Origin of the sequence: Micromonospora sp. LOL_023 (assembly GCF_048060115.1) — a bacterium.
In the GTDB taxonomy this organism is placed as follows: domain Bacteria; phylum Actinomycetota; class Actinomycetes; order Mycobacteriales; family Micromonosporaceae; genus Micromonospora_E.
Genome location: NZ_JBHMIM010000004.1, coordinates 155,737 through 177,796, shown reverse-complemented (window position 1 = coordinate 177,796; position 22,060 = coordinate 155,737). Strand labels below are relative to the sequence as shown.

Genomic DNA, 22,060 nt, shown 5'->3' with positions numbered 1-22,060 from the left:
GTCAACAACGGGGTCGGTCAGGGAAGATGTCGTCACGAGCGCGGCTCCAGCGATGAACTTCGAGGCTAGTCACCCGCAAGATCATCAGGAGTCGCGCTTGTCCCGCAACTCAGCCGATGTCCGATTTTCAACCCGCACATAACGACTCAAGCCGGAACAGCGCCGGGGCCGTGACGAGTTGGTGGCTGGAGACGGCCGTTGCGGCGTGGAACTGGTCCCGCGACCGATAGAGCGCCTCGGTGACACCGTTGATGTGCCGCCGATGCTGTTCGAGCGTTTTGGCGACCGCCTGCAGGACGGTGCCGACCTCGCCGACACTCATTTGATCCGCGACCCTTCGGTCGAGATTCACTGTAGTTGACCTGAGCTGCGACTGCCTACCAAGAGTAGTTGAGCGTCGATGTCGACGGAAGTCGGTTCTGCTGTTGGTTCGCGGTCAACCCAGGCCGCATCACCTGGTCCGCTTGGGTGTGAGGGTCAGGTCGTAGAGCCCGGCCTCTTCGGCCTCGGCTGCCATCTGGTCTAAGATGCGACGTCGTTCGCGGCGGGTAGATTCCTGATCATCGGTCTTTGCCTGGTCGGCCGATTGATTGTTCTCGAACGATTTGATCCATGCCTTGGTGCGGGCGTACCCGGCGGCGTACGCCGTAGCGTCGTCGAGCTCGGCGCGGATGCCATCCCAGGCATGAAACCCACGGCGTCTTCTCCGTCTCCCGGTGCCACTGGTTTACGTCGGTCCGTCGGTCGTCAAAGGCTGCTGCCCGATCGGTAGTGACAGCCATTGTCCCAGCGGTACCACAGCCAGGGCGGCATGTAGTAAATTTTGCTACCTTGTCTCGGGAGGTGGTAGCAATGACCATCACCACGGTATCCAATCGTGAGTTCAACCTGGACAAAGGGTGGGCGAAGATCGCTGCCCGCAGTGGGCCGGTCTTCATCACCGATCGGGGTCGCCCGGCGCACGTGCTCCTGACATTCGAGTACTACCAGCGGTTGACCGGCGGCCAAGGGAGCATCGTCGACCTGATCGGGCTGTCCCTGGACGAGGACGACATCGAGCTTGAGGTCACGCCATCGAACGATCCCGCCAGGCCGGCGGATCTAGGCTGATGTTCCTGCTCTACACGAAACTCGTGTCCGAATTCCGCAAGGCCAAGGCCGGCAGAGCGGACAGAACGTCGTCGCCTGGGCGGCAAGTGCCTCGGCCGGCAGCATGTTCGTGTCGGCGATCACCGTGCAGGAGTTGGAGATCGGGGTTCTGCTGGCCGAACGACGGGACCCGGCTCAGGGTGCGATCCTGCGTCGTTGGCTGGAGGCGCAGGTGCTGCCCGCATTCGACGAGCGCATCCTCCCGGTCGACACTGCGGTTGCTCGGCGCAGTGCTGTGCTGAACGTCCCCGACCCGCAGCCCGTGCGGGACTCGCTCATCGCTGCCACCGCACTCGTGCACGGGATCCCGGTCGTCACCCGCAACTTGGCCGACTTCGCGCCCACTGGTGCCGAGATCATCAACCCGTGACAGCCTGCCGACGACTGCACCTGAGCACGCCACCGGCTCGGTCGAAACCAGGACGGAAGCGTTGACGCTGGGCGCGGGGGTCGAATGCTTGTCGATGTGTGTCAGGCTGGCGGTACGGGTCGGCGATGGCGTCACCTTGCCAGGGAGGCGATGTGGGTTCGGCGGTTCGGTTCCTGCTGGTCACCACGGTGCAGATTGCTGCTGTTGTGGTCTTGTTCGCCTTGGTGATGACGCTGCTGTTCGACCGGATGCCCTGGTGGGAGTTCGGTTGGCTCGTCGACCTGCTTCCGCTGCTCACCACAGTTGTCGTCATCAACGCTGTCGTGCAGCTGGCGCGGCTGCGTCGGCAGCCCGCGCGTACTCGGCAGACGGACGGTGCGTGACCCGCACGTCCTGCCAACCACTCGGGAGAGGGTCAGGCGACCCGCAGGGTGAGCGGACCCCGAGACACCACGATCGAAACCTCGGCACCCAGCGCCTCGGCGTATGCACGCAACGTGTCCAGGCTGTCGACCTGGCCATGCTCGATCTGGGAGATCCTGGCCTGGCTCACCCCGAGCGCTACCGCTACCTCGGCCTGGGTGAGCCCGGCCGACTTACGCATCTCGGCCAGTTCATGCCCCCGGATACGGCCAAGATTCTCGCCGCGAATCGCAGCCCGCTGTGCCTGCGCCTCCTCGCTGCCGAGCCATGGCTCTCGGGCGATCGCCTCAGCCTTCACATCGCTCCACCGACGGGCGCTCATGACCCCTCCCCACTCTTGCGCTCGACCAGAAACTCCTCGTATCGGGCCTCCGCAACCGGGATGTTCTCCCGGTACCACTGGCTCCACCTGCCCGCCTTGTCTCCAGCGACCAGGATCACTGCTTCCCGTTCGACATCGAAGACGAACAACAGACGGATCTCCGAGCGCCCGGCAGAGCCGGGCCGTAGCTCCTTCAGGTTGTGCAACCGGCTGCCGTGGATCCGATCAACCATCGGCCGGCCAAGCCCAGGACCTTCCTCCGCCAGGTGGTCGATCGCCTCCATGGCCCGGTTGGCGGTGGCCGGGTCCGACTCGCACAGGCTGAGGTACCACTCCTCGACCGGGGCGACCAGCACGACGTCCCACATACGCTGACTATAAACCATGCCTTATGTCTCGGCGGCGACCTACGGCCCGTTGCGAGATGCCGAACAGCGTAGGGTTCGTCGTCGGCGTTCGGGACGACCTGGTTGCGGGCGGTGATGACTCGGTGGATCAACCGCTGACGGTGCTGTGGTCTCGGCTGCTGCACCTGGACCCGGGCCCGGAGACGCTGGCGGCGGCATCGGACGCTGTCATCGTGGCGGAGCGGCATTCGCGTCTGGTGCGGTTGGACCTACAGAGCGGGGAACTACTGTGGGAGCAGCGCGTCGAGGATTGTTGGGGTACTGCTGTCATCGCTGGACAGCGCTGCCTCTACCTGAGCCAGGCGGGCGTCCTGCATTGTCTCGACGTCGACAACGGGCGGCGGCTCTGGTCGACAACGGGTCTCGGGCTGCACCACTACGTCAGCATCTGCCGGTCGACCGTGTTGCTGGGTGGGTGGCGCGGCTACCGCCAGCTGGTACGGGTGGACCTCGCCAGCGGCGACCTGTTACCGCTGCAGCTTCCTGGGCTCACGCCAGGCAGTAGCTTCGCGTGGCCGCTGCCTGTGTCATTGGGCGCGGCGGCCGACATTGGGGCGGACGCCTTCCTCGTCGCGAGCGCCGACCAGCCAACATTGGCGCTGGTGGACGCGAGGGCCGGTGCTGTGGTGGACAAGTGGTCGTTGCCGGCACCGGTGCGATTCTCGGACTCTGGAGTCGCATACCGCGTCGGCGCGGACGGCCGTATCGTCTTTCTCAGCGGTGCGCGAACCGTCATGGCCCTGAGCCCCGACAACGGCGTGGCGACCCTGTGGCGGCACAGCCGCGACCTTGCGGCGACGCCGCCGATGGTCAGCGGCAGGACATTGTGGCTGGCCGAGACTGATTGCGTCACGATCGTCAATCTCCACACCGGTGTCAGTACGGAGGTGAAGGGCCTGCGACTGACAGCCGCCTGTGGCACGGTGCCTATGCCGGAAGGGGCGTTGTTCGCCTGCTCCGGGAACCAGCTTGTCGCCGTGGACCGGGCTGGGACGGTCGTCGCGCGCATGCGACTCTCGGCCCGTATCGACCGCCTGCTTTCCGACGGCCGAACTCGGGTGTACGCCATCGGCAAGGGCCACCTCACCGCGATCGACGTCGGGATGTCGCCGAGTAGCGCGGACTCGGCCGGAATGCTGGTTGGCGTCGATCCCTGATTGCAGACCGTGCTTCAAGAGGTCTCGATCGCGCGAGGTTGGTGGGCTCGGGCCGGGATCTGCAGATCGGCCCCGCCGAGTTGGCTGCACCGGCCGGTGAGCCCGGTGAACAGCTCCTTTCCGGGCGGCTCCTCAGCGACGACCGAGATCTCGGCCTTGTTTGCCGGGGGCAGCTCGGGCAGGTCGTCCGCGCTGAACGTGCCGAGTAACAGACCCAGCGCTCGGTCGAGGCTGACGACCTCACGTCGATACAGCCGCAGGACAGCCTGGGTGTAGCTGCGTGGTAGCGACACCGGTGCCAGCTCCTGGCTTGGTAGCAGGTCCTTCTCCTCGATGTCCGCCCTGGTGGTGCGGACCGTACGGATCTTGTCGGCGTCCGCCGGGTCGACCAGGCCCAGCTCGGTCAACCGGCAGGCCAGGGTGGCCATGTCGACCTGATAATGGCTGCCGGCCCGCACTGCGGTTGGTCACCAGACGGGACAGATCGTGTGCGGGTTCCTGAGGATCGAGCCCAAGGAGGCGGCGAGCCTCGCCGATGCTCACTGTTCGATTTTAGAACAATCGCGGTCGCCGAGGGAGCGGGTCAGGCCACGAAATCGTCCACGGCTTCCCGGGGCTCGTTGCCCGGTGGGAGATCATCGTCGCCGCGTCCCGGCGGCAGTACTGAGGCTCGCCGCGACCATCTCAGCTTGCTGTTTCCTGCCACGGGTCGACGACGGTGATGCCGGTGTCGAGGAAGTCCTTTGTGTTGCGGGTGGCGAGGGTGGCTGCCTGGGATCGGCAGATGGCGGCGATCTGGGCGTCGAAGCCGTCGATCGGGTTGCCGAGACTTTCACGGCCGGCGACGATGTCCGCGTACGCGTTGGCGGCGGCCAGGTCGAAGGGGAGGACTTGGCGGGGGAACGCCGCGAAGATCTCGTTGGCGGCCTGGTGTAGCGACTTGCGGCGCAGGCCTTCCGGCAGGCGGGCGATGCCGTAGCGAATCTCGGCAACCGTCACTGTCGTGGTGTACAGGCTGTCGCCCGAGTTTCGCCGCAGCCACCGAAGGACGGTCGGGGCCGGCTCGGCGCGCATGAGCTCGGAGACGACGTTGGTGTCGAGGGCGATCATTGTGCGGAGAAGTCGGCCGCGCGAGGTCGGGTGGCTCGGGCCGGAATATCCAGATCGGCACCGCCGAGTTGGGCGAACCGCTCGGTGAGTGCGCTGAAGAGATTCGGGTGGGCCGGCTCTTCGGTGACAGCTGCGGTCAGGATCGCACGGACCTCTGCCTCCATCGACCGGCCGTGTCTCGCGGCGCGGAGACGGAGCTTCTCCCTTACGGAGTCATCCAGGTCTCGGATACTCAGAGCCGCCATCTTCTGCTCCAGATGCTGTATGGGTGTCTTTTGACAGCAATGCTAGCACCGGGCGTCTGCGGGTACTGCTCGTTCACCGCCCGCAAAAGTGCGCGACCCGCAAAAGTGCGTACCGCGCACTTTTGCACTAGTGTCGGTGCATGGCCGGGCTGCGGGAGCGGAAGAAGGCCGTGACAAGGGTGGTGCTCAGCTGGACGGCGATCCGGCTGACCGTCGAGCGCGGCTTCGACAACGTGCTGGTCGACGAGATCGCCGAGGCCGCCGGAGTGTCTGCGCGTACGTTCAACAACTACTTCTCCAGCAAAGCCGAGGCGATCGCGTCCCGGCATCTCGATCGCAGCCTGCGGCTGGTCGACGTGTTCCGCGCCCGCCCGGCCGATGAGCCACTGTGGACGGCGATCCGAGTGGCGGCGATGTCCCAGTTCGTGCCGGGTACGGAGGTCGAGCAGTCCCCGCAGAGTGAGCACGTCGACTGGGTGAGCGGATTCAAGATGATGCTCGTCGAGCCGGCGCTGCAGGGCGAAATGCTGCGCGCCGTCGCGGTCGCCGAGGCCGAGTTGGCCGCGGCCGTGGCCGAACGCACCGGCGCCGACGTCAAGCAGGACCTGTATCCGAGCCTGTTCGCGGCGACGGTCAGCGCCGCGATCAACACGGCGATACGACACTTCGTGTACGCCGACCCGCCGGTGCCGATGGAGCAACTGCTCCCCGAAGCACTGAGCCGACTCGCCGCCGGCCTGCCCGTGCCCGCAACGCGCTGACCAGCACGTCACGCCGTCCCGGACTCAGTCGGTGACCACGAATTCGGCGCCGGCGGCCAGCGCCACCTCGGGGCCGAAGAGCCTGGCCGGGGTGAACGCGCCGGGCCGGCCCTCGCCCTTGGCCAGGCGCTGGGCGACCTCGGTGACGGCCTCGACCGTGAACGTCATGCCCTCGCCGGCACGCAGCCAGCCTTCACGGACGCGGCCCGACGGCCATTCGACCCGGGCGCGGCCCCAGGACGATTGGCGCGGGCGCTCCTTGGCCGTGGTCGTCGTGACCCGGGCGAGCTGCCGGGTGGCGAAGCCGGCCAGGCTGGCCTGCCAGGCCGCGAAGAGTTCGCCGCTGCCCATTGCGGCGGCGGCCAGGGCTTCGCCGAGGGCGCCGGGTTCGCAGAGATCCGCGACGGCATGCTCGCGGCCGGCATCGCCCCGGTCGGGGTGAACCTGGTGACACCCGACTTCGTGCTGCTCGGCCGCGCCTTCGGCGCGCACGGCGTACGGGTCACCGGCATCGACGAACTCGTCGGTGCCACTCGTCGCGCGCTCACTGCGGACCGACCCGTCGTCATCGAGGTCGACGCGAACGCCATCGGCTGGTAGTGACGGCTCCTCTCCCGGGTCTGGAGACTAGATTGTTTGCCTGACTAGCTTGGCGTACAGTCTAGCTGTGGAGGAGAGTCGGCAGTGGCCAGCGGAGTGGATGCGTGGCGCCCTTTCGCTGTGCGTGCTTGCCATAGTGGTCGAAGGTGAGACCTACGGGTACGCCGTCGCCCAGCGGCTGCAGGCCGCCGGGCTCGGCGTAGTGAAAGGTGGAACGCTCTACCCGGTTCTGACCCGGCTCGAGGTCGACGGCCTAGTTACCTCGACGTGGCGCGAGGGTGCGGCGGGGCCGGGTCGGAAGTTCTTTACCGCTACCGCTGCTGGTCGCGGCGAACTACACAGGCGCGCCGCCGATTGGGAGACCTTCACCGACCGGGTAGCTGCCATCGCCAATCCGCAGGAAAGTCGCCAGTCAACGGGTTCGACCAAGGATGACGCATGAGCAGCAGGCTCGACAGGTACCAGCAGGAGCTGACGGCCGCCCTGCGGTCACGCCGACTACCCGGACCTCGGATCGCCGAGGCTCTTGCCGAGGTGGAGAGCCACGTCTTGGAAAGTGGCGAGGATCCGAGGTCTGCGTTCGGTGAGCCGGCCGACTACGCCGCCGAGTTGGCCGGCGTACTGGGCCGACGCCGAGTGGGCTGGACATCAACGCTCGCATTGTTCATCCGGGCGTACGGCGTAGTTGTGCTGCTAGCGGTGGTGGGCGCCGGGCTGATGACACGAGGCTTCCTTGAGATCGAAACAGGTCGCTTCGGTCTGTTGTGGGCCGAGGCAATCCCGCTGCTGATACTTGGGCAGGCGGTGTTGCTTTCCCTCGGAATCTGGATCGTGCGTCGCGTCCGTCGTCAAGACGACAGGGTCCTCGATCCGCGCACCGGAGCGGACATGGCACCACCCGTACCGTGGCTGGCGGTCGCGGTCATCGCCGCCGGCCCGGTCGTCCTTGCTCTGGGCGCAGGCTACGTGCTGGCAACCAGAGCATGACTGTCGAGAGTCGGGCTACCTGGCATCGGCGCCTGGCCCGATCCCGTTGGCCGGCTCCGTAGATGGGGGCGTCAGGCCGAGTCGCGCAGGATGAGTTCGGTGGGCAGCATGACGGTCGGTTCGACGGCCTCGCCGTCGGCCAGGCGCAGCAGCAGCCGGGCCATCGACCGACCGATCTCCTGGATCGGCTGGCGGACGGTGGTCAGCGCCGGGTCCATGTAGCGGGCCATCTCGATGTCGTCGAAGCCGATGATCGCGACGTCGTCGGGCACCCGACGGCCGGCCTCGCGCAGCGTACGGATGGCGCCGTGGGCCATCAGGTCGGAGGCGACGAAGACCGCGTCCAGCCCGGGGTCGTCCTCGAGGAGCTGACGCATGGCGACCATGCCCGAGTCGCGGGTGAAGTCACCGGTGGCGACCAGCGACCGGCCGCCGGCCTCCCGGATCACCGTACGGTAGCCGGCGAGGCGGTCCACCCCGGCGATCATGTCCTGCGGGCCGGCGATCGTTGCCACCCGTCGCCGACCCGACTCGATCAGGTAGCGGACCGCCCGCTCGGCTCCCGCCTCGTTCTCCACGTCGACGTACGGCACTCCGGCGCTGACCTGCCCCATCGGCCGGCCGCTGCACACCACCGGCAGGCCGCTGCGGGCCAGGGTGCCGGGCATTGGGTCGACGCCGTGGATCGAGGCGAACATGACGCCGTCGACGTGGCGGCCGCTCGCGTACCGCTCGACCCGGTCGTGGCTGCCGACCGAGCCGGCCATCATCAGCACCAGCTGTTTGTCGGCGGCTTCCAACTCCTGGCTGACGCCCTGGATGATGCCGGGGAAGACCTGGTCGTCGGAGAAGACCCGGGTGGCGGTTTCCGGCAGGATCAGCCCCATCGAGTCGGTGCGCTGGGTGACCAGGCTGCGGGCGGCCAGGTTGGGTACGTACCCCAGTTCCTGGACCGCCCGGCGGACCGCTTCCTGGATCTGCTCGGCGACCGTCGTCGAGCCGTTCACCACGCGTGAGACGGTGGCCCGGGACACGCCGGCCCGCCGGGCCACCGCCTCCAGGGTCGGACGTTCCCTGGCCATGCTCACGCCTGTGCTCCCCGTCTGTCGATGAACGATCCCGTCACCGGTGACCCGGCTCAGTCGATGCCGTTGCGGCGGATCACCTCTTGGTACCACCGGGCGCTCGCCTTCGGCACCCGCCGCTGGGTCAGGTAGTCCACGTACACGATGCCGAATCGCTTGTCGTAGCCGTACGCCCACTCGAAGTTGTCCAGCAGCGACCAGACGAGGTATCCGCGCAGGTCGACCCCGGCGGCGATCGCGTCGTGCGCGGCCCGCAGATGCCCGTCCAGGTAGTCGACCCGGTCGGTGTCCTCGACCCGGTCGCCGTCGGGGTGCAGCTGGTCGGGGAAGGCGGCGCCGTTCTCCGTGATGATCATCGGTACGCCCGGATAGTCGCGCCCCAGCTTGGTCAGCAGCGCGGTCAGCCCGGACGGCTGGATCTGCCAGCCCATGTCGGTCAGCGGCTGCGCCGGGGCGACGAACTCGATGCCCTCGGTGCCGGGGAAGGCACCCCCGCCACCGGGTGCGCCGTCGCTCGCCGTCAGGTAGGTGGGGGAGTAGTAGTTGATCCCGAGCAGGTCGATCGGCTCACCGATGATCTTCTCGTCGCCGTCGCGGATGTGCTCCAGGCTGGTGAATCGGCTGACGTGCGCCAGCATGTCGGCCGGGTAGCCGCCGCGCAGGATCGGGTCGAGGAAGATCCGGTTCTGCAGTCCTTCGACCAGGTGTACCGCCTCGGCGTCGGCCTCGCTGGCCGGGTCGACCGGGAACGCCGAGGTTGGGTTGACCGTGATCCCGAGGGTGGACACCCCGGCGGCGCGCAGCGCCTGGTTGGCCAGGCCGTGGCCGAGCAGCAGGTGGTGCACGGCCTGGAACACGGCGGCCGGGTCGGTGCGGCCTGGGGCGTGCACCCCGGCGCCGTAGCCGAGGTACGCCGAGCACCACGGCTCGTTGAGCGTGGTCCAGGTGTTGACCCGGTCACCGAGGCGGGTGTGCACCGCGCGGGCGTACTCGGCGAAGGCTTCGGCGGTCTCCCGGTTGGTCCAGCCGCCCCGGTCCTCCAGGGTCTGCGGCAGATCCCAGTGGTAGAGGGTGACGATCGGCTCGATGCCCCGCCCGCGCAGCTCGTCGACGAGCCGATCGTAGAAGTCCAGCCCACGCGGGTTGACCGGCCCGGTGCCGTCGGGCTGGATGCGCGGCCAGGCGATGGAGAACCGGTAGGTGTGCAGGCCGAGTTCGGACATCAACGCCACGTCGTCGGGGTAGCGGTGGTAGTGGTCGCAGGCCACGTCACCGGTGTGCCCGGCGTGCACCTTGCCCGGCGTACGGCTGAAGGTGTCCCAGATCGACGGGCCGCGACCGTCGTCCTGGGCCGCGCCTTCGATCTGGTACGACGCGGTCGCCGCACCCCAGATGAACGAGTCGGGGAATCGTACGGCCTCGCTTGAGTTCGTCACGCTTTGACTGCACCTTCCATGATGCCGCCGATGATCTGGCGGCCGAAAACAAGAAACACGATCAGTAGTGGCAGCGTAGCGATTGCGGTGCCGGTGAAGACCTGGGACATGTCGTTGTAGTAGCCGTTCGACAGGGCACGCAGCGACAACTGGACAGTCGGGTTCTCCGGATCGTTGAGTACCGCGTACGGCCAGAGGAAGTCGTTCCACATGGTCATGAAGGTGAGCAGGCCGAGTACGGCGGCGGCCGGGCGCAACGCCGGCAGCACCACGCTCCAGTAGATCCGCAGCGTGGAGCAGCCGTCGACCCGGGCCGCCTCGATCAGCTCGGTGCTGACCGCCTGGCTGGCGTACTGGCGCATCAGGAACACCCCGAATCCGGTGACCAGCGCCGGGACGATGACGGCGGCGAGCCGGTCGTTCCAGTCCAGCTGGGTCATCAGCATGTAGAGCGGGATGACGCCGAGCTGGGTGGGCACCATCATCGTGGCGATGATCACCAGCAGTAGCGCGTTGGAGCCCTTGAACCGCAGCTTAGCGAAGGCGAACCCGGCCAGCGAGGAGAAGAGCACCACCGAGACGGTGACGGTGCCGGCGACGAACGCGGAGTTGAGCATGCCGGTCAGAAAGTACGCGTCGGGGTTTGCGAACAGCCGCTCGATGTTGCCGGGCAGGTTGCCGCCCGGGGTGAGTGGCGGCGGGATCTGCCCCATGGCGTCACTGGACCGGGTGGCGACCACGAACATCCAGTAGATCGGGAAGATCGACATCGCCCCGGCTGCGATCAGCGTCGCGTAGGTCAGCTTGCTGGCGCTCCACAGGTGTTGACTGGCTTTCACGCTCACCCCTCCTTGCGGGTGCTGTTGCCGAGTCGGCGGATCACCAGCACGTTGATCAGCGAGATGACGACGATGAGGGCGAACAGCATCCAGGCGATGGCCGAGCCGTAGCCGAAGTTGAAGTGCGGCGCGAAGGCGTTCTCGAACATGTACATGGTCATCGTCTGCGACTCGCGCAGCGGCCCGCCGCGGATCGGGTTCGTGCCGGAGTTGAACAGCAGCGGCTCGGTGAACAGCTGCAGCCCGCCGATGGTGGAGATGATGACGCAGAAGATGATCGTGGGCCGCAGCATCGGCACGGTCATCGACCAGAACTGCCGGACCGGGTTGGCGCCGTCGATCGCCGCCGACTCGTACAGGTCCTTGGGGATGGACTGCATTGCGGCCAGGAAGATCAGCGCGTTGTAGCCGGTCCACCGCCAGTCGACCATCGTGGAGATGGCCACCCAGGAGCCGATCTTGTTGTTGCGCCAGTCGATGGCGTCGAGCCCGATCAGGTCCAACGCCCAGTTGATCATGCCGAACTCGCGGCTGAACAGTTGCCCGAAGACGATCGCCACCGCAGCCGTCGAGGTGATGTTCGGGATCAGGATGCTCATCCGGAACGAGGTCCGGGCCCGCAGTTGCCGGTTCAGCAGGTGCGCCAACCACAGCGCCAGCAGCAGCTGCGGCACCGTCGAGATGACGAAGATGCCCAGCGTGTTGAGCACCGAGTTCCAGAAGTCGCCGTCGCCGAGCAGTTTGCTGTAGTTGTCGAAGCCGACGAACGGGTGGTCGGCAGCGAGCAGGTCCCAGTCGTGCAGCGACACCCAGAACGTGTAGCCGAGCGGGTAGGCGCCGAAGATAGCGAACAGTACGAAGAACGGCGCGATGTAGAGGTACGGCGAGGCTCTGGTGTCCAGCCGGGCCAGCCACACCCGGGGCCGCGCCGGCGGCGGCTCGGGCTGTCGCCGGGCCGGCCGGGCGGCGGCGGCGGGGGCGGTCCGTGCGGCGTCGTCCGCCGCGTCCGCCGCCTCGTCCGCCGGCGCCACCCGGCCCGCGGTCACTTCTCGGCCGCCGTCTTGGCGTTGCTCACCGCGTCGGCCCAGCCGGTCTCGGCGGTACGCTGACCCAGCTCGACGGTCCGCACGGCGTTCTCCACCTCGGTCCGGACCGCCTGGTTCTTCGGCCCCATGTAGACCGGCTTGAGGCTCAGCGCGCCCTCGCCGAAGATCTGTCCGACCGGTGCGTCACTGAAGTACGCGTTGGTCGACTCGGTGATCGCCGGGTCCTCCAGCGCCTGCGGCGACGACGGCAGCGGTCCCTTGGCCTCGAACGCCGCGATGTGGCCTTCCGGGCTGGTCAGGAACTTCAGCAGCTCGGCCGCCTCTTCCGGGTGCTCGCTCTGTGCCGGCACCGCCAGGTGCGACCCGCCCCAGTTGCCGCCGTCGCCGGGCACCTGGGCGATGTCCCACTTTCCGGCCGCCTCCGGGCCGGCGTTGCCCTCGATGACCCCGGTCATCCAGGCCGGGCAGGCGATGGTGGCGAACTTGGCCTGCTTGAACGCGGAGACCCATTCGTCGGACCAGGCGCCGTACTTGCCGGACAGGTTCGAGTCGATGATGTCCATGGTGATGTCCCAGGCCTGCTTGACGGCCGGGTTGGTGTCCACGACGAGGTTGTCGGCCAGGTCGTAGTAGTGGTAGCCGTCGGCGGCGCCGGCGGTCTGCAGCACGATCGTGTTGAACGTGTTGGTGGCCGCGTCGAGGAACGACGCCCCGGTGTTGGCGGCGACGAACTGCTCGCCGACGGTGATGTAGTCGTCCCAGGTCGGCCAGAGCGCGGAGACCTCGTCGCGGTCGGTGGGCAGCCCGGCGGCTTCGAACAGGTCGGTGCGGTAGCACATCGCCATGCCGCCGACGTCGGTGCCGAGCCCGATCAGCTGGCTGCCGTCGGCGGTCAGCGCCTGGTCCCACTTCCAGGGCATGAAGTTGCCTTCGAGCTCGGCCGCGCCGTACTCGAGCAGGTTGACGAAGTTCTGCGGGTTGGCCTTGTACTCGACCAGCAGTCCCTCTTCGATGGCGACGATGTCGCCGGCTCCCTTGCCGGCGGCCAGCCACTGGGTCAGCTTGGGGGAGTACTCGTCGAGGTTGGTGCCGGTGCCCCGTTCGACGATCTTGATGCCGGGGTTCTCCGCCTCGTACTGCTGGTAGAGCTCTTCGTAGCCGAACTGACCGAAGACATCGACGGTGAGGGTGATGGTGCCGTCGTCGGCGGCATCGTCGCCGCCGCAGCCGGTGGCGGCGACGAGCACGGTGACCGCTGCGGCGGTCGCGGTGACCAACCGGCGGCGTGAATTTACGCCCATGGATTGACCCCTCTCAGGTCCAGGCATGGTGGGGTGCGGAAACAGCGTGGTGTGGTGGCACTTCGCTCTCGCCGCAAATCCGGCGGGGTGCCCGGTACAGGTCCCGTGGGAAACCGTGAGAGCGCTCTCACGAGAGTGGGACCTCAGTCCGTCTCATGTCAAGAGAGCGCTCTCAGAAAGTTGCCGGCGTGTTACCTACCGCCCCGAGCCGGGAGGTAGGTCAGCCGACGAGCAGGGAGTCGAGCAGAGCGGTGTCGCCGGAGGTGCCCAGCACCTCGAAATCCACCCGGCCGTACAGGCAGAGCAACAGATCACTGGCGGTGCCGGTGGCCACAGCGCGGGTGTGATGGTCGTCGGAGTCGAGGATCGTGTCGGTGTCCAGCAACGCCATGCCCTCGCCGCGCAACCGGACGTACCACTCCTGCTCCGCGTCGGTGGCGACCAGATGCACCACCCCGTACGCCGCTTTCGGCGCCCGGCGGCGCCCGGCCGGCAGCCAACTGTCGAGCACCTCGCTGACGCCGTCGGCGGCCAGTTTCGCCTCCACCGGCTCCACCGAGGCGATCGCCATCTGCGCGTCCCACCGGTGCACCGCGGTCTCGTGTGCCATCCGCCGCGACCAGAACCCCGCCTTCTTGGCCTGCGGCGCCCAGTTCCACGCCGGCATCTCCGGATCGAGCCCGTCCAGCAGGGTGAGCAGCGCGTCGAACTCCTGCTGCCACCAGGCGACAGCCTCGTCGCCGCCGGGCCGGCCGGTCATGTCGGAACCCCCGGCGGGTGGCTCGGTGACGCCACGTGCCACCGACTCGCGCACCCAGGCGTAGACGGCACCGAGATGGTGCACCAGATCGACGACCGTCCAGTCCGGGCAGGACGGCACCGGCGAGTCCAGCGGCGCCTCGGCGATCGCGGCCCGGAACATCGGACCCTCCGTGCGCAGCGCGCCGAGCCAGAAATCCTTGGAGCCGTGCAGTCTGCTCATCGCGATCCTCCAGGTCGAGCCGACGGCCGGTGGCATGCCGCAGGTGCATTCCAGCCTAGGGTGAAGGGCGTGCCCGACGTTAGTGCCCACGCGCCATCTGCTGAAGACCCGACGGCCGTTGCGCCGTTGGCACGCTATACCACGCTCGGCCTCGGCGGGCCGGCCGACCGACTGGTCGAGGCGAGCACCGCCGACGAGCTCGTCGCCGCCGTGCGCGCCGCCGGCCGGCACCACGAGCCGATCCTGCTGCTCGGCGGCGGCAGCAACGTCGTCATCGGCGACGACGGCTTTCCCGGCACCGCGGTCCTGGTCCGCTCCCGCGGATTCCAGGTGATCGCCGAGGAGCCGGCCGCCGCCGGTGAGCCGGCCACTGTCACCATCCGGGTGCAGGCCGGCGAGCCGTGGGACGACCTGGTCGCGGCCACCGTCGCCGCCGGTTGGTCCGGCGTGGAATGTCTGTCCGGCATTCCCGGCTCGGCCGGCGCCACCCCGATCCAGAACGTCGGCGCGTACGGCCAGGAAGTCGCCGAGACCGTCGCGACGGTGCACGTGTACGACCGGCTCACCGGCGAGCGGCACGCGCTGCCCGCCGCCGACTGCCGGTTCGCGTACCGGGAAAGCCTGTTCAAGCGCAACGACCGCTACCTGATGCTCGCGGTCGACTTCCGGCTCGTGCGCAGCGAACTGTCCACCCCGATCCGGTACGCCGAACTCGCCCACGCCGTCGGCGTCGCCACCGGTGACCGGGTGCCGCTGGCCGACGCGCGGGCGGCGGTGCTACGGCTACGGGCCGGCAAGGGAATGGTGCTCGACCCGACCGACCCCGACACCTGCTCGGTCGGCTCGTTCTTCATGAACCCGGTGCTGGACGCCGACGCCGCGGAGGCGTTCCGGGCGCGGGTCGCCGCCGCCGGTGTCGGCGACCCGCCGACCTGGCCGGTCACCGCTGGGGGGACCGGGTCGCTGAAGGTCAGCGCCGCCTGGCTGATCGACAAGGGCGGCTTCGGCAAGGGCTACCCAGGGTTGGACACGCCGGTGGCCATCTCGAGCAGACACACCCTGGCGCTCACCCATCGGGGTGGCGGCAGCACCGCTGAGCTACTGGAGCTGGCCCGGACCATCCGCGACGGGGTGCGTGCCCGGTTCGGCGTCTCGCTGCACCCGGAGCCGGTGCTGGTGGGCTGCACCTTCGACTGACCGGGGCGACCGCCGACCAGGCTAGGTCGGGGCGACCGCCGACCAGGGCACGGTCAGCTCGCCGAGCCGCCAGCGGGCCGGCCGGTCGTACACCGGCCAGCCGCTGTCGCGGACCGCCGACACCGCCCGCAGCCACCGCTGCCGTGGCCCGTACGGGGCATAGCCGGCCGCCGCCTGCCAGCCGTCGTCGAGGGCCCGCAGCAGCGAGTGCACCGGCTCACCGGGCACGTTGCGGTGGATCAACGCCTTCGGCAGCCGTTCGGCGAGCACCGCCGGCCCGGCGCCGTCCGGGTCGGCCAGGGTGGTCAGCCGGGCGGCCAGGGTCAACGACACCGGGCCGGCGGCGTCCAACAGCACCCAGGAGGCGATCCGGCCCAACTCGTCGCAGGTCCCCTCGACCAGTAGCCCGCCCGGTGCCAGCGCGGCCCGCATCGTCGCCCATCCGGCGGCGACGTCGTCCTCGGCGTACTGGCGCAGCACGTTGAACGCGCGGACCAGCACCGGCCGCAGTCCGGCCAATTCGAACCCACCTCGGGCGAAGGTCAGCGCCGGCGGTGCGGCGGCCGGCGCCGCCTCGGCGACCCGCACCGGGTCGATCTCCAGCCCGACCACCCGCAGATCCGGTCGCACCGCTGCCCGTAGCCGCCGCAAGAGCTCTACTGTGGTCACTGGAGTGGCTCCGAAACCGAGGTCGACGACGAGGGGGTCGGCGGCGGCGGTCAGCGCCGGCCCGCAGCGGTACGCGATCCACCGGTCGGCCCGACGCAGCCGATTCGGCGCGGTGGTGCCCCGGGTGACCACCCCCAGCGGCCGGCGCGGACTCACCCCGACTGCGCCCGGTGCACCTTGTGCTGGGCGGCCTGCGCCAACGGGCGGACCACCAACCGATCGACGTTGACGTGCTGCGGGCGGGTCGCGCACCAGGCGACACAGTCGGCGATGTCATCAGCTACCAGCGGCTGCGCCACCCCCGCGTAGACGGCGTCGGCACGCGCGGCGTCGCCGCCGAACCGCACCAGGCCGAACTCGTCGGTGCGGACCATCCCCGGGTCGATCTCGACCACCCGTACCGGCCGGCCGCACAGCTCCAGCCGCAGCGTCTCGGCCAGCGCGGTCTGCCCGTGCTTGGCGGCCGTGTAGCCGCCGCCGCCCTCGTAGACGACCTGACCGGCGGTCGAGCCGATCACCAGCACGGTGCCGGCGCCGCTGGCCTGCAGCGCGGGCAGCAGGGCCTGGGTGACCCGCAGCGTGCCGAGCACGTTCACCTCGTACATCCACCGCCAGTCGGCCACCGACCCGGACTCGACCGGGTCCAGTCCGCGCGCCCCGCCGGCGTTGTTGACCAGCAGGGTCGCCGCACCCGGCAGGTCGTCGACGCGGCGGGCCAACGCGGCGACCGAGGCGTCGTCGGTGACGTCGCAGCCCACGGCGGTGGCGGTGCCGTCGGCGTCGCGGATCGCGGTCACCAGCTCGGCGAGGCGGTCGGCGCGGCGGGCGGCGGCGACCACGTGGAAACCCTCGGTGGCCAACCGGCGGGCGGTCGCGGCACCGATCCCGCTGGACGCTCCGGTCACGATGGCAATCGGCTTCATCCGGCCATTGTCCCGCAGCGGTCCCGCGGCGATCGCCACGGTGTCCGCCGCGACGTGGTGACCGGCCTGCGCCGACCGCGCAGTGCTGACCTGCGGCGACGCGGGGCGGCTGGCGAGAGGTTGATCACCCCGGGGCGGCGGAGTGAGGCATGCCTCTGCCTGGACGGGGAAGATGTGGCAGGTCGTCGTGGTTCCTGGCGATTGGCGGCTGGTCACCAAGGGTGGCAGAGGGAGTGGACGTGGTGCAGGTGGGCGAGGTCAGCGAGGCCGAGGAACGGCCGCTACCGATTCCCCGCCGGGTGGCGACGCTGTCGGTGCACACCTCCCCGCTGGACCAACCGGGCACCGGCGACGCCGGCGGGATGAACGTCTACATCGTCGAAGTGTCCCGTCGGCTCGCCGAAGCCGGCGTCGAGGTGGAGATCTTCACCCGGGCGACCGCCGGAGGCGTACCACCGGTGGTGGAGATGTCGCCCGGGGTGCGGGTCCGCCAGGTGGCCTCCGGGCCGCTGGAACCGCTGCCGAAGGAGGACCTGCCGGCACAGCTGTGCGCCTTCACCGCCGGCGTGCTGCGGGCCGAGGCGGCGCGGGCACCCGGCTACTACGATCTGATCCACTCGCACTACTGGCTCTCCGGGCAGGTCGGCTGGCTGGCCAAGGACCGCTGGGGCGTGCCGTTGGTGCACACCGCGCACACGCTCGCCAAGGTGAAGAACGCCCGGTTGGCGACCGGTGACCGTCCGGAGCCGGCGTCCCGGATCGTCGGCGAGGAACAGGTCGTCGCCGAGGCCGACCATTTGGTGGCGAACACCCGGACCGAGGCGGGTGAGCTGATCGACTGGTACGGCGCCAGCGGCGACCGGGTGAGCGTCGTCGAGCCCGGGGTCGACCTGGACCGGTTTCGGCCGGCCGCGCCCGGCCGGGCGGACGCGGAGCGGGCCGCCGCCCGGCAGCGGTTCGGCCTGCCACCGGGCGGGCGGTTGGTGGCGTTCGTCGGCCGGATCCAGCCGTTGAAGGCGCCGGACGTGCTGCTGCGGGCGGTGGCCGCGCTGCGTGGCCGGGATCCCGACGCGGTCGCCGACCTGACCGTGGTGATCGCCGGTGGGCCCAGTGGCACCGGGCTGGATCAGCCGGGTGCCTTGATCGACCTGGCGAAGGCGTTGCGCGTCGACGACCTGGTGCGGTTCCTGCCGCCGCTGCGCGGCGACGCCCTGCCGGCCCTGTTCCGGGCCGCGGACCTGGTCGCGGTGCCGTCGTACAACGAGTCGTTCGGCCTGGTCGCCCTGGAGGCCCAGGCCTGCGGTACGCCGGTGCTGGCCGCCGCCGTCGGCGGTCTGGTCACGGCGGTCCGCGACGGGTACAGCGGAATGCTGGTCGACGGGCACGACCCGGACGAATGGGGCCGGGCCCTCGGCGGCCTGCTCGCCGCACCAGGTCTGCTGCGGCGGCTCGGCCAGGGCGCGGTGGCTCACGCACGGCAGTTCTCCTGGACGCGCACTGCGGAAGGGCTGCTCGCCGTCTACGGTGAGGCGGTGTGCGCGTACCGCCGGACGGTGGCCGCCGGGATGTGCCGCGACGCCGACGCGCTGTCGGCGAGCATCCGCTGACCGACCGACCGGAGGACCATGAACAGGCGGGGCGAAGTGGGCGCGCTGATCGAGACGGTCTGCGCCGACCGCGAACTGGCCTGGGAGGGTACCGGCGAATACTCGTACGCGGTGACGTTGCCGGGCACGCACAAACTCAAGACGGTGTGCAACCTGATCGTCGGTGAGCACGCATTGCGGGTGGAGGCGTTCGTGATGCGCCAACCCGATGAACGCCGTACCGAGTTGTGGACGTGGCTGCTGCGGCGCAACGCGCGAATGTACGGCGTAGCGTTTTCGATCGACGTGGTTGGCGACATCTATCTCACCGGCAGGGTGGGACTGGCCGGAGTGAACGAGGACGAACTCGACCGAATTCTCGGCTCGGTGCTGACCTACGCCGACGAGTCGTTCGACACGATGCTGGAGATCGGCTTCGGTACGGCGATCCGTCGCGAGTGGGAATGGCGGGTGAAACGGGGTGAATCGCTGGCCAACCTTCAAGCATTCGCGCACCTTTTCGGCGACAATCCGACGAAAGATCCAGGTTTGTAGAGAACCAGTAGGGTACTGCTCGCATGGTGGCGCAATCGTCGCCCGCTGCCCCCCACAGGACACTGTCAAGGGAGTGAGCAGACATGCCTCAACAGACCAGCACCCGGCGCCGGAGTTCCGCATCGAACGGACCGAGGTCGAACGGGCAGAACCGGTCCAGCCGTAGCGCCGGTTCGGCGCGGGCCAGCTCGACCCGCGGCTCCGGGTCCCGCTCGGCGACCGCGATCATCAACCGGGCGGGTGGCAGCATCCGGGAGGCAGACCTCGCCGAGTTGCGGGTGGAGGATCTGCGTGGCGAGTTGCGCAAGCGTGGCGTGACCGGCACGTCCAACCTGCGTAAGCCGGACCTGATCAAGTCGCTGGCCCGGGCGATGCGCCGAGGCACGCCGGCTCGGGCCCAGCAGGCGTCGCGGCCGAAGGCCGGCTCGCCCAACTCCCGTACCGGCAGCAGCCCGGCCCGCAAGAGCGCCGGATCGGCCCGCAAGAGTGCTACCGGTAGCACCCGCAAGAGCGCCGCGTCGAGCGCCCGGCGATCCACCGGGCCGGCCCCCAAGAGCACACCGGCCGGTGCCCGCCGGAGCCCTTCGGCCAGCGCGCGAAAGTCCGCCTCGGAAAGTGCCCGTAAGAGCGCTGCCGGTGGTGCCCGCAAAAGCACCTCGGCCAGTACCCGCAGATCCACCGGGTCGGACCGCAAGAGCACCGCTGGTTCCGGCGGTGGTGGTGGCTCGCGGGCCAGCGGGGCCGGTGGTGGCGGCGTCCGCACCGGGTCTTCCTCGTCGCGTTCGTTGAAGTACGCGCAACGTATCGACCGTGCGGACCAGCACGCCGAGCGGGCCGGGCGCAGCCTGGTGACCACCGACCATCAGGTGATTCGGCAGTGGGCGCAGGCCCGTGGCGGCACCCCTGCCACGGTCGGCACTCCCCGCGACGGCCGGCCTAGTGTGCTGCGGATCGACTTCCCCGGCTATGGGGGCGCGAATCTGCGGCATATCTCCTGGGATGAGTGGTTCGGCACCTTTGATATTCGCCGACTGAATTTCATCTATCAGGAACAGCGTACGGACGGCACGCCGAGCAATTTCTTCCGGCTCGAATCGCCCGATCGCGAGGATGCCTGAGTGTGTCACGTTCGTTACTCATTGAGGTCGGCGGCGGCCTAAACCCGTCCGCGTACCGAATTGTGTGATTGGCGGTACAACTGAACTGGCTTGTGAGTAGGAAGCGCCAAGAACTACGGTTGTCGTACGCGCCGAGCCCGGAGAATGGCTGGGGGCCGCCGGACCGGTTCGGTTCGGATGTCCGGGCGACGACGTGTCGGGATACAGGTGGCATTGGGCCGTTGGGGGACGGCGCCACCCGAGACCGGCGGTGAGTGGGAGCGACGCTTACGGGGGTGAGTGTCGCTCCCCGCCGCCGGTTATCCGTTCTCTGGTCCGGTGACTACCGCTGCCCGGCGACGACCGCTGAGCCGCCGGCGCCAGCGGCCGCAGGGGACTCGTCCAGTCGAGCCGGCTGGGATTCCGGCTGCGCCCACCCGGCCGGCGGCGCCGGCCGGGATGTGGCCGGCGGCGTCGCGACCGAGGCGGCCGCCCGCAACTCGGCGGCCCGCCGTTCCCGGGCCGGACCGGCAATCAACTGACCCACCGCGACCACCCCGCCGATCGCGGCACAGCCGAGCCACAGCGCGGTGTTTCCCGCGTACTGCCAGACGAAGCCGCCGGTGATCGGCGCGGCGAAGGCGGCGACCGACCAGGACAGCGAGAAGACCCCCTGATAGCGGCCGCGCAGCGCGGCCGGGGTCAGCTCGGCGATCAGCGTGGCGTTCGACGGCGAGTTGAGCATCTCACCGGCGGTCCAGATCAGCACTGTCACCGCGTACAGCCAGGCGACGTCGGCGACGGCGGTCAGGCCGAAGCCGACCCCGACGATCACCGCAGCCAGAGCCAGTACGTGCGACCGGTTGCGACCGGCGATCAGCCGGGGCACGAAGAGCTGCCCGACCACGATCAGTACGCCGTTGAGCGCCATCACCATGCCGAACGTGGTGGGCGAGAGCCCGTCGTCGGCCATCGCGATCGGCAACATCGCGCCGTGCTGCATGAACACCATGGCCAGCAGGACGTTGAGCCCGACGAAGCCGAGGAAGACCCGGTCGCCGACGACCGTCAGCAACCCGGCCGGGCGGGCCGCGACCACGGCCGCGTCCAGCGGTGCCGCCGGCCTGGTCGCCGGCCTGGTCTCGCCGATCTTGACGAAGACGAGCGCGGCGGTGGCCAGAGTGGTGCTCGCGTTCACGGCGAACAGCAGGAAGTAGTCGACCTGCGCGGCGAGTCCGGCGAGCACCGCCGCGAAGGCGTACCCCAGGTTGATCGCCCAGTAGTTGAGCGAGAAGGCCCGCAGCCGGTCGGCGGCCGGGACCACGTCGATCATCATCGCCCCGTACGCCGGCCGGGTGCCCTCGTTGAACAGGCCGAGCAGCGCGGCACCCACCAGGAGCAGCCACCACCGGTCGGCCAACCCGAGGACGATCAGCATGGTGGCTGCGCCCACCTGCCCGGTGAGCAACGTCGGGCGGCGGCCCCAACGGTCGGCGAGGGTCCCGCCGAGCAGGGTGCCGACGGCTCCGCCGGCACCCCAGGCACCGAGCACCAGACCGGCCTGCGCCCCGGACAGGCCGCGTCCGGCGGTCAGATAGATGGCCAGGAAGATCACGACGAACGAACCGAGCCGGTTGATCAGGCTGCCGGTCCACAGGTACCAGAAGGTGGTCGGCAGGCCGCCGGTGGTCTGCCGTAGCCATGCCCGTGCTCCCCGCACCCCGACCCCCGTGCAAGTAATGATCCGATGTCAGGCTTGTGCCTTACACCGTAGTGGTGGGCGGGTCGACCGGGCAGGCGAATTTCGGCGTGG

29 protein-coding genes are annotated in these 22,060 nt (G+C 69.2%); 12 read left to right on the top strand and 17 right to left on the bottom strand.

Annotation, left to right across the window (positions count from 1 at the left end; all coding sequences use genetic code 11):
- Positions 1-127 precede the first annotated feature (127 nt).
- Positions 128-322, bottom strand: a complete 195-nt coding sequence (locus ACFHVL_RS04145) for a hypothetical protein (protein WP_416625656.1) — start codon at positions 320-322, stop codon at positions 128-130.
- Positions 323-852: 530 nt separating this feature from the next.
- Between ACFHVL_RS04145 and ACFHVL_RS04140 the strand changes: the two genes are divergently transcribed.
- The 3 genes from ACFHVL_RS04140 (at position 853) to ACFHVL_RS04130 (ending at position 1,902) form a co-directional block, all read left to right on the top strand.
- Positions 853-1,110, top strand: a complete 258-nt coding sequence (locus tag ACFHVL_RS04140; RefSeq protein WP_416625654.1) for a type II toxin-antitoxin system Phd/YefM family antitoxin — start codon at positions 853-855, stop codon at positions 1,108-1,110.
- A gap of 31 nt (positions 1,111-1,141) precedes the next feature.
- Positions 1,142-1,519 (top strand): type II toxin-antitoxin system VapC family toxin, encoded by a 378-nt coding sequence (locus ACFHVL_RS04135; RefSeq protein WP_416625691.1) that lies wholly within the window; start codon positions 1,142-1,144, stop codon positions 1,517-1,519.
- A gap of 152 nt (positions 1,520-1,671) precedes the next feature.
- On the top strand, positions 1,672-1,902 hold the full coding sequence (locus ACFHVL_RS04130) for a hypothetical protein (protein WP_416625653.1): 231 nt from the start codon (positions 1,672-1,674) through the stop codon (positions 1,900-1,902).
- A gap of 32 nt (positions 1,903-1,934) precedes the next feature.
- Here the strand turns inward: ACFHVL_RS04130 and ACFHVL_RS04125 are convergent, their stop codons facing one another.
- Together ACFHVL_RS04125 and ACFHVL_RS04120 are read right to left on the bottom strand one after the other, a co-directional pair.
- Positions 1,935-2,264 carry a helix-turn-helix transcriptional regulator gene (locus ACFHVL_RS04125; protein WP_326549619.1) on the bottom strand — a complete coding sequence of 110 codons (330 nt, stop codon included), beginning with the start codon at positions 2,262-2,264 and terminating at the stop codon, positions 1,935-1,937.
- Positions 2,261-2,632: a type II toxin-antitoxin system RelE/ParE family toxin gene (locus ACFHVL_RS04120; RefSeq protein WP_416625651.1), complete on the bottom strand. Its 372-nt coding sequence runs from the start codon at positions 2,630-2,632 to the stop codon at positions 2,261-2,263. Before ACFHVL_RS04120 ends, ACFHVL_RS04125 begins: the two co-directional genes overlap by 4 nt.
- Before the next feature lie 23 nt (positions 2,633-2,655).
- On the opposite strand from ACFHVL_RS04120, the gene ACFHVL_RS04115 reads away from it, so the two are divergent.
- The gene (locus ACFHVL_RS04115; RefSeq protein WP_416625649.1) at positions 2,656-3,828 is read left to right on the top strand and encodes a PQQ-binding-like beta-propeller repeat protein; all 1,173 of its coding nucleotides are present in this window, start codon (positions 2,656-2,658) and stop codon (positions 3,826-3,828) included.
- A 14-nt stretch (positions 3,829-3,842) separates the two neighbouring features.
- Here ACFHVL_RS04115 and ACFHVL_RS04110 read toward each other — a convergent pair whose 3' ends face one another.
- The 3 genes from ACFHVL_RS04110 to ACFHVL_RS04100 all read right to left on the bottom strand — a co-directional run bounded on the left by ACFHVL_RS04110 (position 3,843) and on the right by ACFHVL_RS04100 (position 5,183).
- On the bottom strand, positions 3,843-4,256 hold the full coding sequence (locus ACFHVL_RS04110) for a hypothetical protein (protein WP_416625648.1): 414 nt from the start codon (positions 4,254-4,256) through the stop codon (positions 3,843-3,845).
- Between the two features lie 256 nt (positions 4,257-4,512).
- Positions 4,513-4,938: a type II toxin-antitoxin system VapC family toxin gene (locus ACFHVL_RS04105; protein WP_416625647.1), complete on the bottom strand. Its 426-nt coding sequence runs from the start codon at positions 4,936-4,938 to the stop codon at positions 4,513-4,515.
- Positions 4,935-5,183 carry a FitA-like ribbon-helix-helix domain-containing protein gene (locus tag ACFHVL_RS04100; RefSeq protein ID WP_416625646.1) on the bottom strand — a complete coding sequence of 83 codons (249 nt, stop codon included), beginning with the start codon at positions 5,181-5,183 and terminating at the stop codon, positions 4,935-4,937. The genes ACFHVL_RS04105 and ACFHVL_RS04100 overlap by 4 nt, the downstream gene beginning before the upstream one ends.
- 140 nt (positions 5,184-5,323) lie before the next feature.
- Here ACFHVL_RS04100 and ACFHVL_RS04095 point away from each other — a divergent pair, with 140 nt between their 5' ends.
- The gene (locus tag ACFHVL_RS04095; RefSeq protein ID WP_416625644.1) at positions 5,324-5,944 is read left to right on the top strand and encodes a TetR family transcriptional regulator; all 621 of its coding nucleotides are present in this window, start codon (positions 5,324-5,326) and stop codon (positions 5,942-5,944) included.
- Positions 5,945-5,968: 24 nt separating this feature from the next.
- On the opposite strand, the gene ACFHVL_RS04090 is transcribed toward ACFHVL_RS04095, so the two are convergent.
- Positions 5,969-6,295, bottom strand: coding sequence for a hypothetical protein (locus tag ACFHVL_RS04090; protein WP_416625643.1), 327 nt, complete (start codon positions 6,293-6,295; stop codon positions 5,969-5,971).
- Between the two features lie 57 nt (positions 6,296-6,352).
- On the opposite strand from ACFHVL_RS04090, the gene ACFHVL_RS04085 reads away from it, so the two are divergent.
- The 3 genes from ACFHVL_RS04085 to ACFHVL_RS04075 all read left to right on the top strand — a co-directional run bounded on the left by ACFHVL_RS04085 (position 6,353) and on the right by ACFHVL_RS04075 (position 7,531).
- Positions 6,353-6,544 carry a thiamine pyrophosphate-dependent enzyme gene (locus tag ACFHVL_RS04085; RefSeq protein ID WP_416625641.1) on the top strand — a complete coding sequence of 64 codons (192 nt, stop codon included), beginning with the start codon at positions 6,353-6,355 and terminating at the stop codon, positions 6,542-6,544.
- A 67-nt stretch (positions 6,545-6,611) separates the two neighbouring features.
- The gene (locus tag ACFHVL_RS04080) at positions 6,612-6,986 is read left to right on the top strand and encodes a PadR family transcriptional regulator (RefSeq protein ID WP_416625639.1); all 375 of its coding nucleotides are present in this window, start codon (positions 6,612-6,614) and stop codon (positions 6,984-6,986) included.
- Positions 6,983-7,531: an HAAS signaling domain-containing protein gene (locus ACFHVL_RS04075; RefSeq protein ID WP_416625637.1), complete on the top strand. Its 549-nt coding sequence runs from the start codon at positions 6,983-6,985 to the stop codon at positions 7,529-7,531. Before ACFHVL_RS04080 ends, ACFHVL_RS04075 begins: the two co-directional genes overlap by 4 nt.
- Before the next feature lie 71 nt (positions 7,532-7,602).
- Here ACFHVL_RS04075 and ACFHVL_RS04070 read toward each other — a convergent pair whose 3' ends face one another.
- From ACFHVL_RS04070 to ACFHVL_RS04045, 6 genes are all read right to left on the bottom strand, one after another.
- Complete coding sequence (locus ACFHVL_RS04070; RefSeq protein ID WP_416625635.1) at positions 7,603-8,613, bottom strand: LacI family DNA-binding transcriptional regulator; 1,011 nt, start codon at positions 8,611-8,613, stop codon at positions 7,603-7,605.
- Positions 8,614-8,669: 56 nt separating this feature from the next.
- On the bottom strand, positions 8,670-10,052 hold the full coding sequence (locus tag ACFHVL_RS04065; RefSeq protein WP_416625633.1) for a GH1 family beta-glucosidase: 1,383 nt from the start codon (positions 10,050-10,052) through the stop codon (positions 8,670-8,672).
- On the bottom strand, positions 10,049-10,822 hold the full coding sequence (locus ACFHVL_RS04060) for a carbohydrate ABC transporter permease (RefSeq protein WP_416625690.1): 774 nt from the start codon (positions 10,820-10,822) through the stop codon (positions 10,049-10,051). The genes ACFHVL_RS04065 and ACFHVL_RS04060 overlap by 4 nt, the downstream gene beginning before the upstream one ends.
- 71 nt (positions 10,823-10,893) lie before the next feature.
- Positions 10,894-11,808: a carbohydrate ABC transporter permease gene (locus ACFHVL_RS04055; RefSeq protein WP_416625688.1), complete on the bottom strand. Its 915-nt coding sequence runs from the start codon at positions 11,806-11,808 to the stop codon at positions 10,894-10,896.
- 125 nt (positions 11,809-11,933) lie between these two features.
- Positions 11,934-13,238, bottom strand: coding sequence for an ABC transporter substrate-binding protein (locus ACFHVL_RS04050; RefSeq protein WP_416625631.1), 1,305 nt, complete (start codon positions 13,236-13,238; stop codon positions 11,934-11,936).
- A 220-nt stretch (positions 13,239-13,458) separates the two neighbouring features.
- The gene (locus tag ACFHVL_RS04045; protein WP_416625628.1) at positions 13,459-14,220 is read right to left on the bottom strand and encodes a maleylpyruvate isomerase family mycothiol-dependent enzyme; all 762 of its coding nucleotides are present in this window, start codon (positions 14,218-14,220) and stop codon (positions 13,459-13,461) included.
- Between the two features lie 69 nt (positions 14,221-14,289).
- Between ACFHVL_RS04045 and ACFHVL_RS04040 the strand changes: the two genes are divergently transcribed.
- The gene (locus ACFHVL_RS04040; protein WP_416625627.1) at positions 14,290-15,417 is read left to right on the top strand and encodes a UDP-N-acetylmuramate dehydrogenase; all 1,128 of its coding nucleotides are present in this window, start codon (positions 14,290-14,292) and stop codon (positions 15,415-15,417) included.
- Positions 15,418-15,438: 21 nt separating this feature from the next.
- Here the strand turns inward: ACFHVL_RS04040 and ACFHVL_RS04035 are convergent, their stop codons facing one another.
- Together ACFHVL_RS04035 and ACFHVL_RS04030 are read right to left on the bottom strand one after the other, a co-directional pair.
- Positions 15,439-16,242 (bottom strand): class I SAM-dependent methyltransferase, encoded by an 804-nt coding sequence (locus ACFHVL_RS04035; RefSeq protein WP_416625626.1) that lies wholly within the window; start codon positions 16,240-16,242, stop codon positions 15,439-15,441.
- Positions 16,239-17,009: an SDR family NAD(P)-dependent oxidoreductase gene (locus tag ACFHVL_RS04030; RefSeq protein ID WP_416625624.1), complete on the bottom strand. Its 771-nt coding sequence runs from the start codon at positions 17,007-17,009 to the stop codon at positions 16,239-16,241. Before ACFHVL_RS04030 ends, ACFHVL_RS04035 begins: the two co-directional genes overlap by 4 nt.
- A gap of 233 nt (positions 17,010-17,242) precedes the next feature.
- Between ACFHVL_RS04030 and mshA the strand changes: the two genes are divergently transcribed.
- Both mshA and ACFHVL_RS04020 read left to right on the top strand, forming a co-directional pair.
- Positions 17,243-18,616: a D-inositol-3-phosphate glycosyltransferase gene (gene mshA / locus ACFHVL_RS04025; protein ID WP_416625686.1), complete on the top strand. Its 1,374-nt coding sequence runs from the start codon at positions 17,243-17,245 to the stop codon at positions 18,614-18,616.
- Positions 18,617-18,634: 18 nt separating this feature from the next.
- On the top strand, positions 18,635-19,150 hold the full coding sequence (locus ACFHVL_RS04020; RefSeq protein WP_416625622.1) for a YbjN domain-containing protein: 516 nt from the start codon (positions 18,635-18,637) through the stop codon (positions 19,148-19,150).
- 88 nt (positions 19,151-19,238) lie between these two features.
- Here the strand turns inward: ACFHVL_RS04020 and ACFHVL_RS04015 are convergent, their stop codons facing one another.
- Positions 19,239-19,913: a hypothetical protein gene (locus tag ACFHVL_RS04015; RefSeq protein WP_416625620.1), complete on the bottom strand. Its 675-nt coding sequence runs from the start codon at positions 19,911-19,913 to the stop codon at positions 19,239-19,241.
- A 22-nt stretch (positions 19,914-19,935) separates the two neighbouring features.
- On the opposite strand from ACFHVL_RS04015, the gene ACFHVL_RS04010 reads away from it, so the two are divergent.
- Positions 19,936-20,268, top strand: coding sequence for a hypothetical protein (locus ACFHVL_RS04010; protein ID WP_416625619.1), 333 nt, complete (start codon positions 19,936-19,938; stop codon positions 20,266-20,268).
- A gap of 322 nt (positions 20,269-20,590) precedes the next feature.
- On the opposite strand, the gene ACFHVL_RS04005 is transcribed toward ACFHVL_RS04010, so the two are convergent.
- The gene (locus tag ACFHVL_RS04005; RefSeq protein WP_416625617.1) at positions 20,591-21,967 is read right to left on the bottom strand and encodes an MDR family MFS transporter; all 1,377 of its coding nucleotides are present in this window, start codon (positions 21,965-21,967) and stop codon (positions 20,591-20,593) included.
- Between the last annotated feature and the right edge of the window lie 93 nt (positions 21,968-22,060).

Coding starts and splice junctions, on each gene's coding strand:
- ACFHVL_RS04050 (WP_416625631.1), bottom strand. CDS start 13,238: ATGGGCGTAAATTCACGCCGCCGGTTGGTCACCGCGACCGCCGCAGCG.
- ACFHVL_RS04045 (WP_416625628.1), bottom strand. CDS start 14,220: ATGAGCAGACTGCACGGCTCCAAGGATTTCTGGCTCGGCGCGCTGCGC.
- ACFHVL_RS04095 (WP_416625644.1), top strand. CDS start 5,324: ATGGCCGGGCTGCGGGAGCGGAAGAAGGCCGTGACAAGGGTGGTGCTC.
- ACFHVL_RS04115 (WP_416625649.1), top strand. CDS start 2,656: ATGTCTCGGCGGCGACCTACGGCCCGTTGCGAGATGCCGAACAGCGTA.
- ACFHVL_RS04100 (WP_416625646.1), bottom strand. CDS start 5,183: ATGGCGGCTCTGAGTATCCGAGACCTGGATGACTCCGTAAGGGAGAAG.
- ACFHVL_RS04030 (WP_416625624.1), bottom strand. CDS start 17,009: ATGAAGCCGATTGCCATCGTGACCGGAGCGTCCAGCGGGATCGGTGCC.
- ACFHVL_RS04060 (WP_416625690.1), bottom strand. CDS start 10,822: ATGTCGATCTTCCCGATCTACTGGATGTTCGTGGTCGCCACCCGGTCC.
- ACFHVL_RS04125 (WP_326549619.1), bottom strand. CDS start 2,264: ATGAGCGCCCGTCGGTGGAGCGATGTGAAGGCTGAGGCGATCGCCCGA.
- ACFHVL_RS04110 (WP_416625648.1), bottom strand. CDS start 4,256: ATGGCCACCCTGGCCTGCCGGTTGACCGAGCTGGGCCTGGTCGACCCG.
- ACFHVL_RS04145 (WP_416625656.1), bottom strand. CDS start 322: ATGAGTGTCGGCGAGGTCGGCACCGTCCTGCAGGCGGTCGCCAAAACG.
- ACFHVL_RS04070 (WP_416625635.1), bottom strand. CDS start 8,613: ATGGCCAGGGAACGTCCGACCCTGGAGGCGGTGGCCCGGCGGGCCGGC.
- ACFHVL_RS04120 (WP_416625651.1), bottom strand. CDS start 2,632: ATGTGGGACGTCGTGCTGGTCGCCCCGGTCGAGGAGTGGTACCTCAGC.
- ACFHVL_RS04140 (WP_416625654.1), top strand. CDS start 853: ATGACCATCACCACGGTATCCAATCGTGAGTTCAACCTGGACAAAGGG.
- ACFHVL_RS04090 (WP_416625643.1), bottom strand. CDS start 6,295: ATGGGCAGCGGCGAACTCTTCGCGGCCTGGCAGGCCAGCCTGGCCGGC.
- ACFHVL_RS04075 (WP_416625637.1), top strand. CDS start 6,983: ATGAGCAGCAGGCTCGACAGGTACCAGCAGGAGCTGACGGCCGCCCTG.
- ACFHVL_RS04085 (WP_416625641.1), top strand. CDS start 6,353: ATGCTCGCGGCCGGCATCGCCCCGGTCGGGGTGAACCTGGTGACACCC.
- ACFHVL_RS04105 (WP_416625647.1), bottom strand. CDS start 4,938: ATGATCGCCCTCGACACCAACGTCGTCTCCGAGCTCATGCGCGCCGAG.
- ACFHVL_RS04020 (WP_416625622.1), top strand. CDS start 18,635: ATGAACAGGCGGGGCGAAGTGGGCGCGCTGATCGAGACGGTCTGCGCC.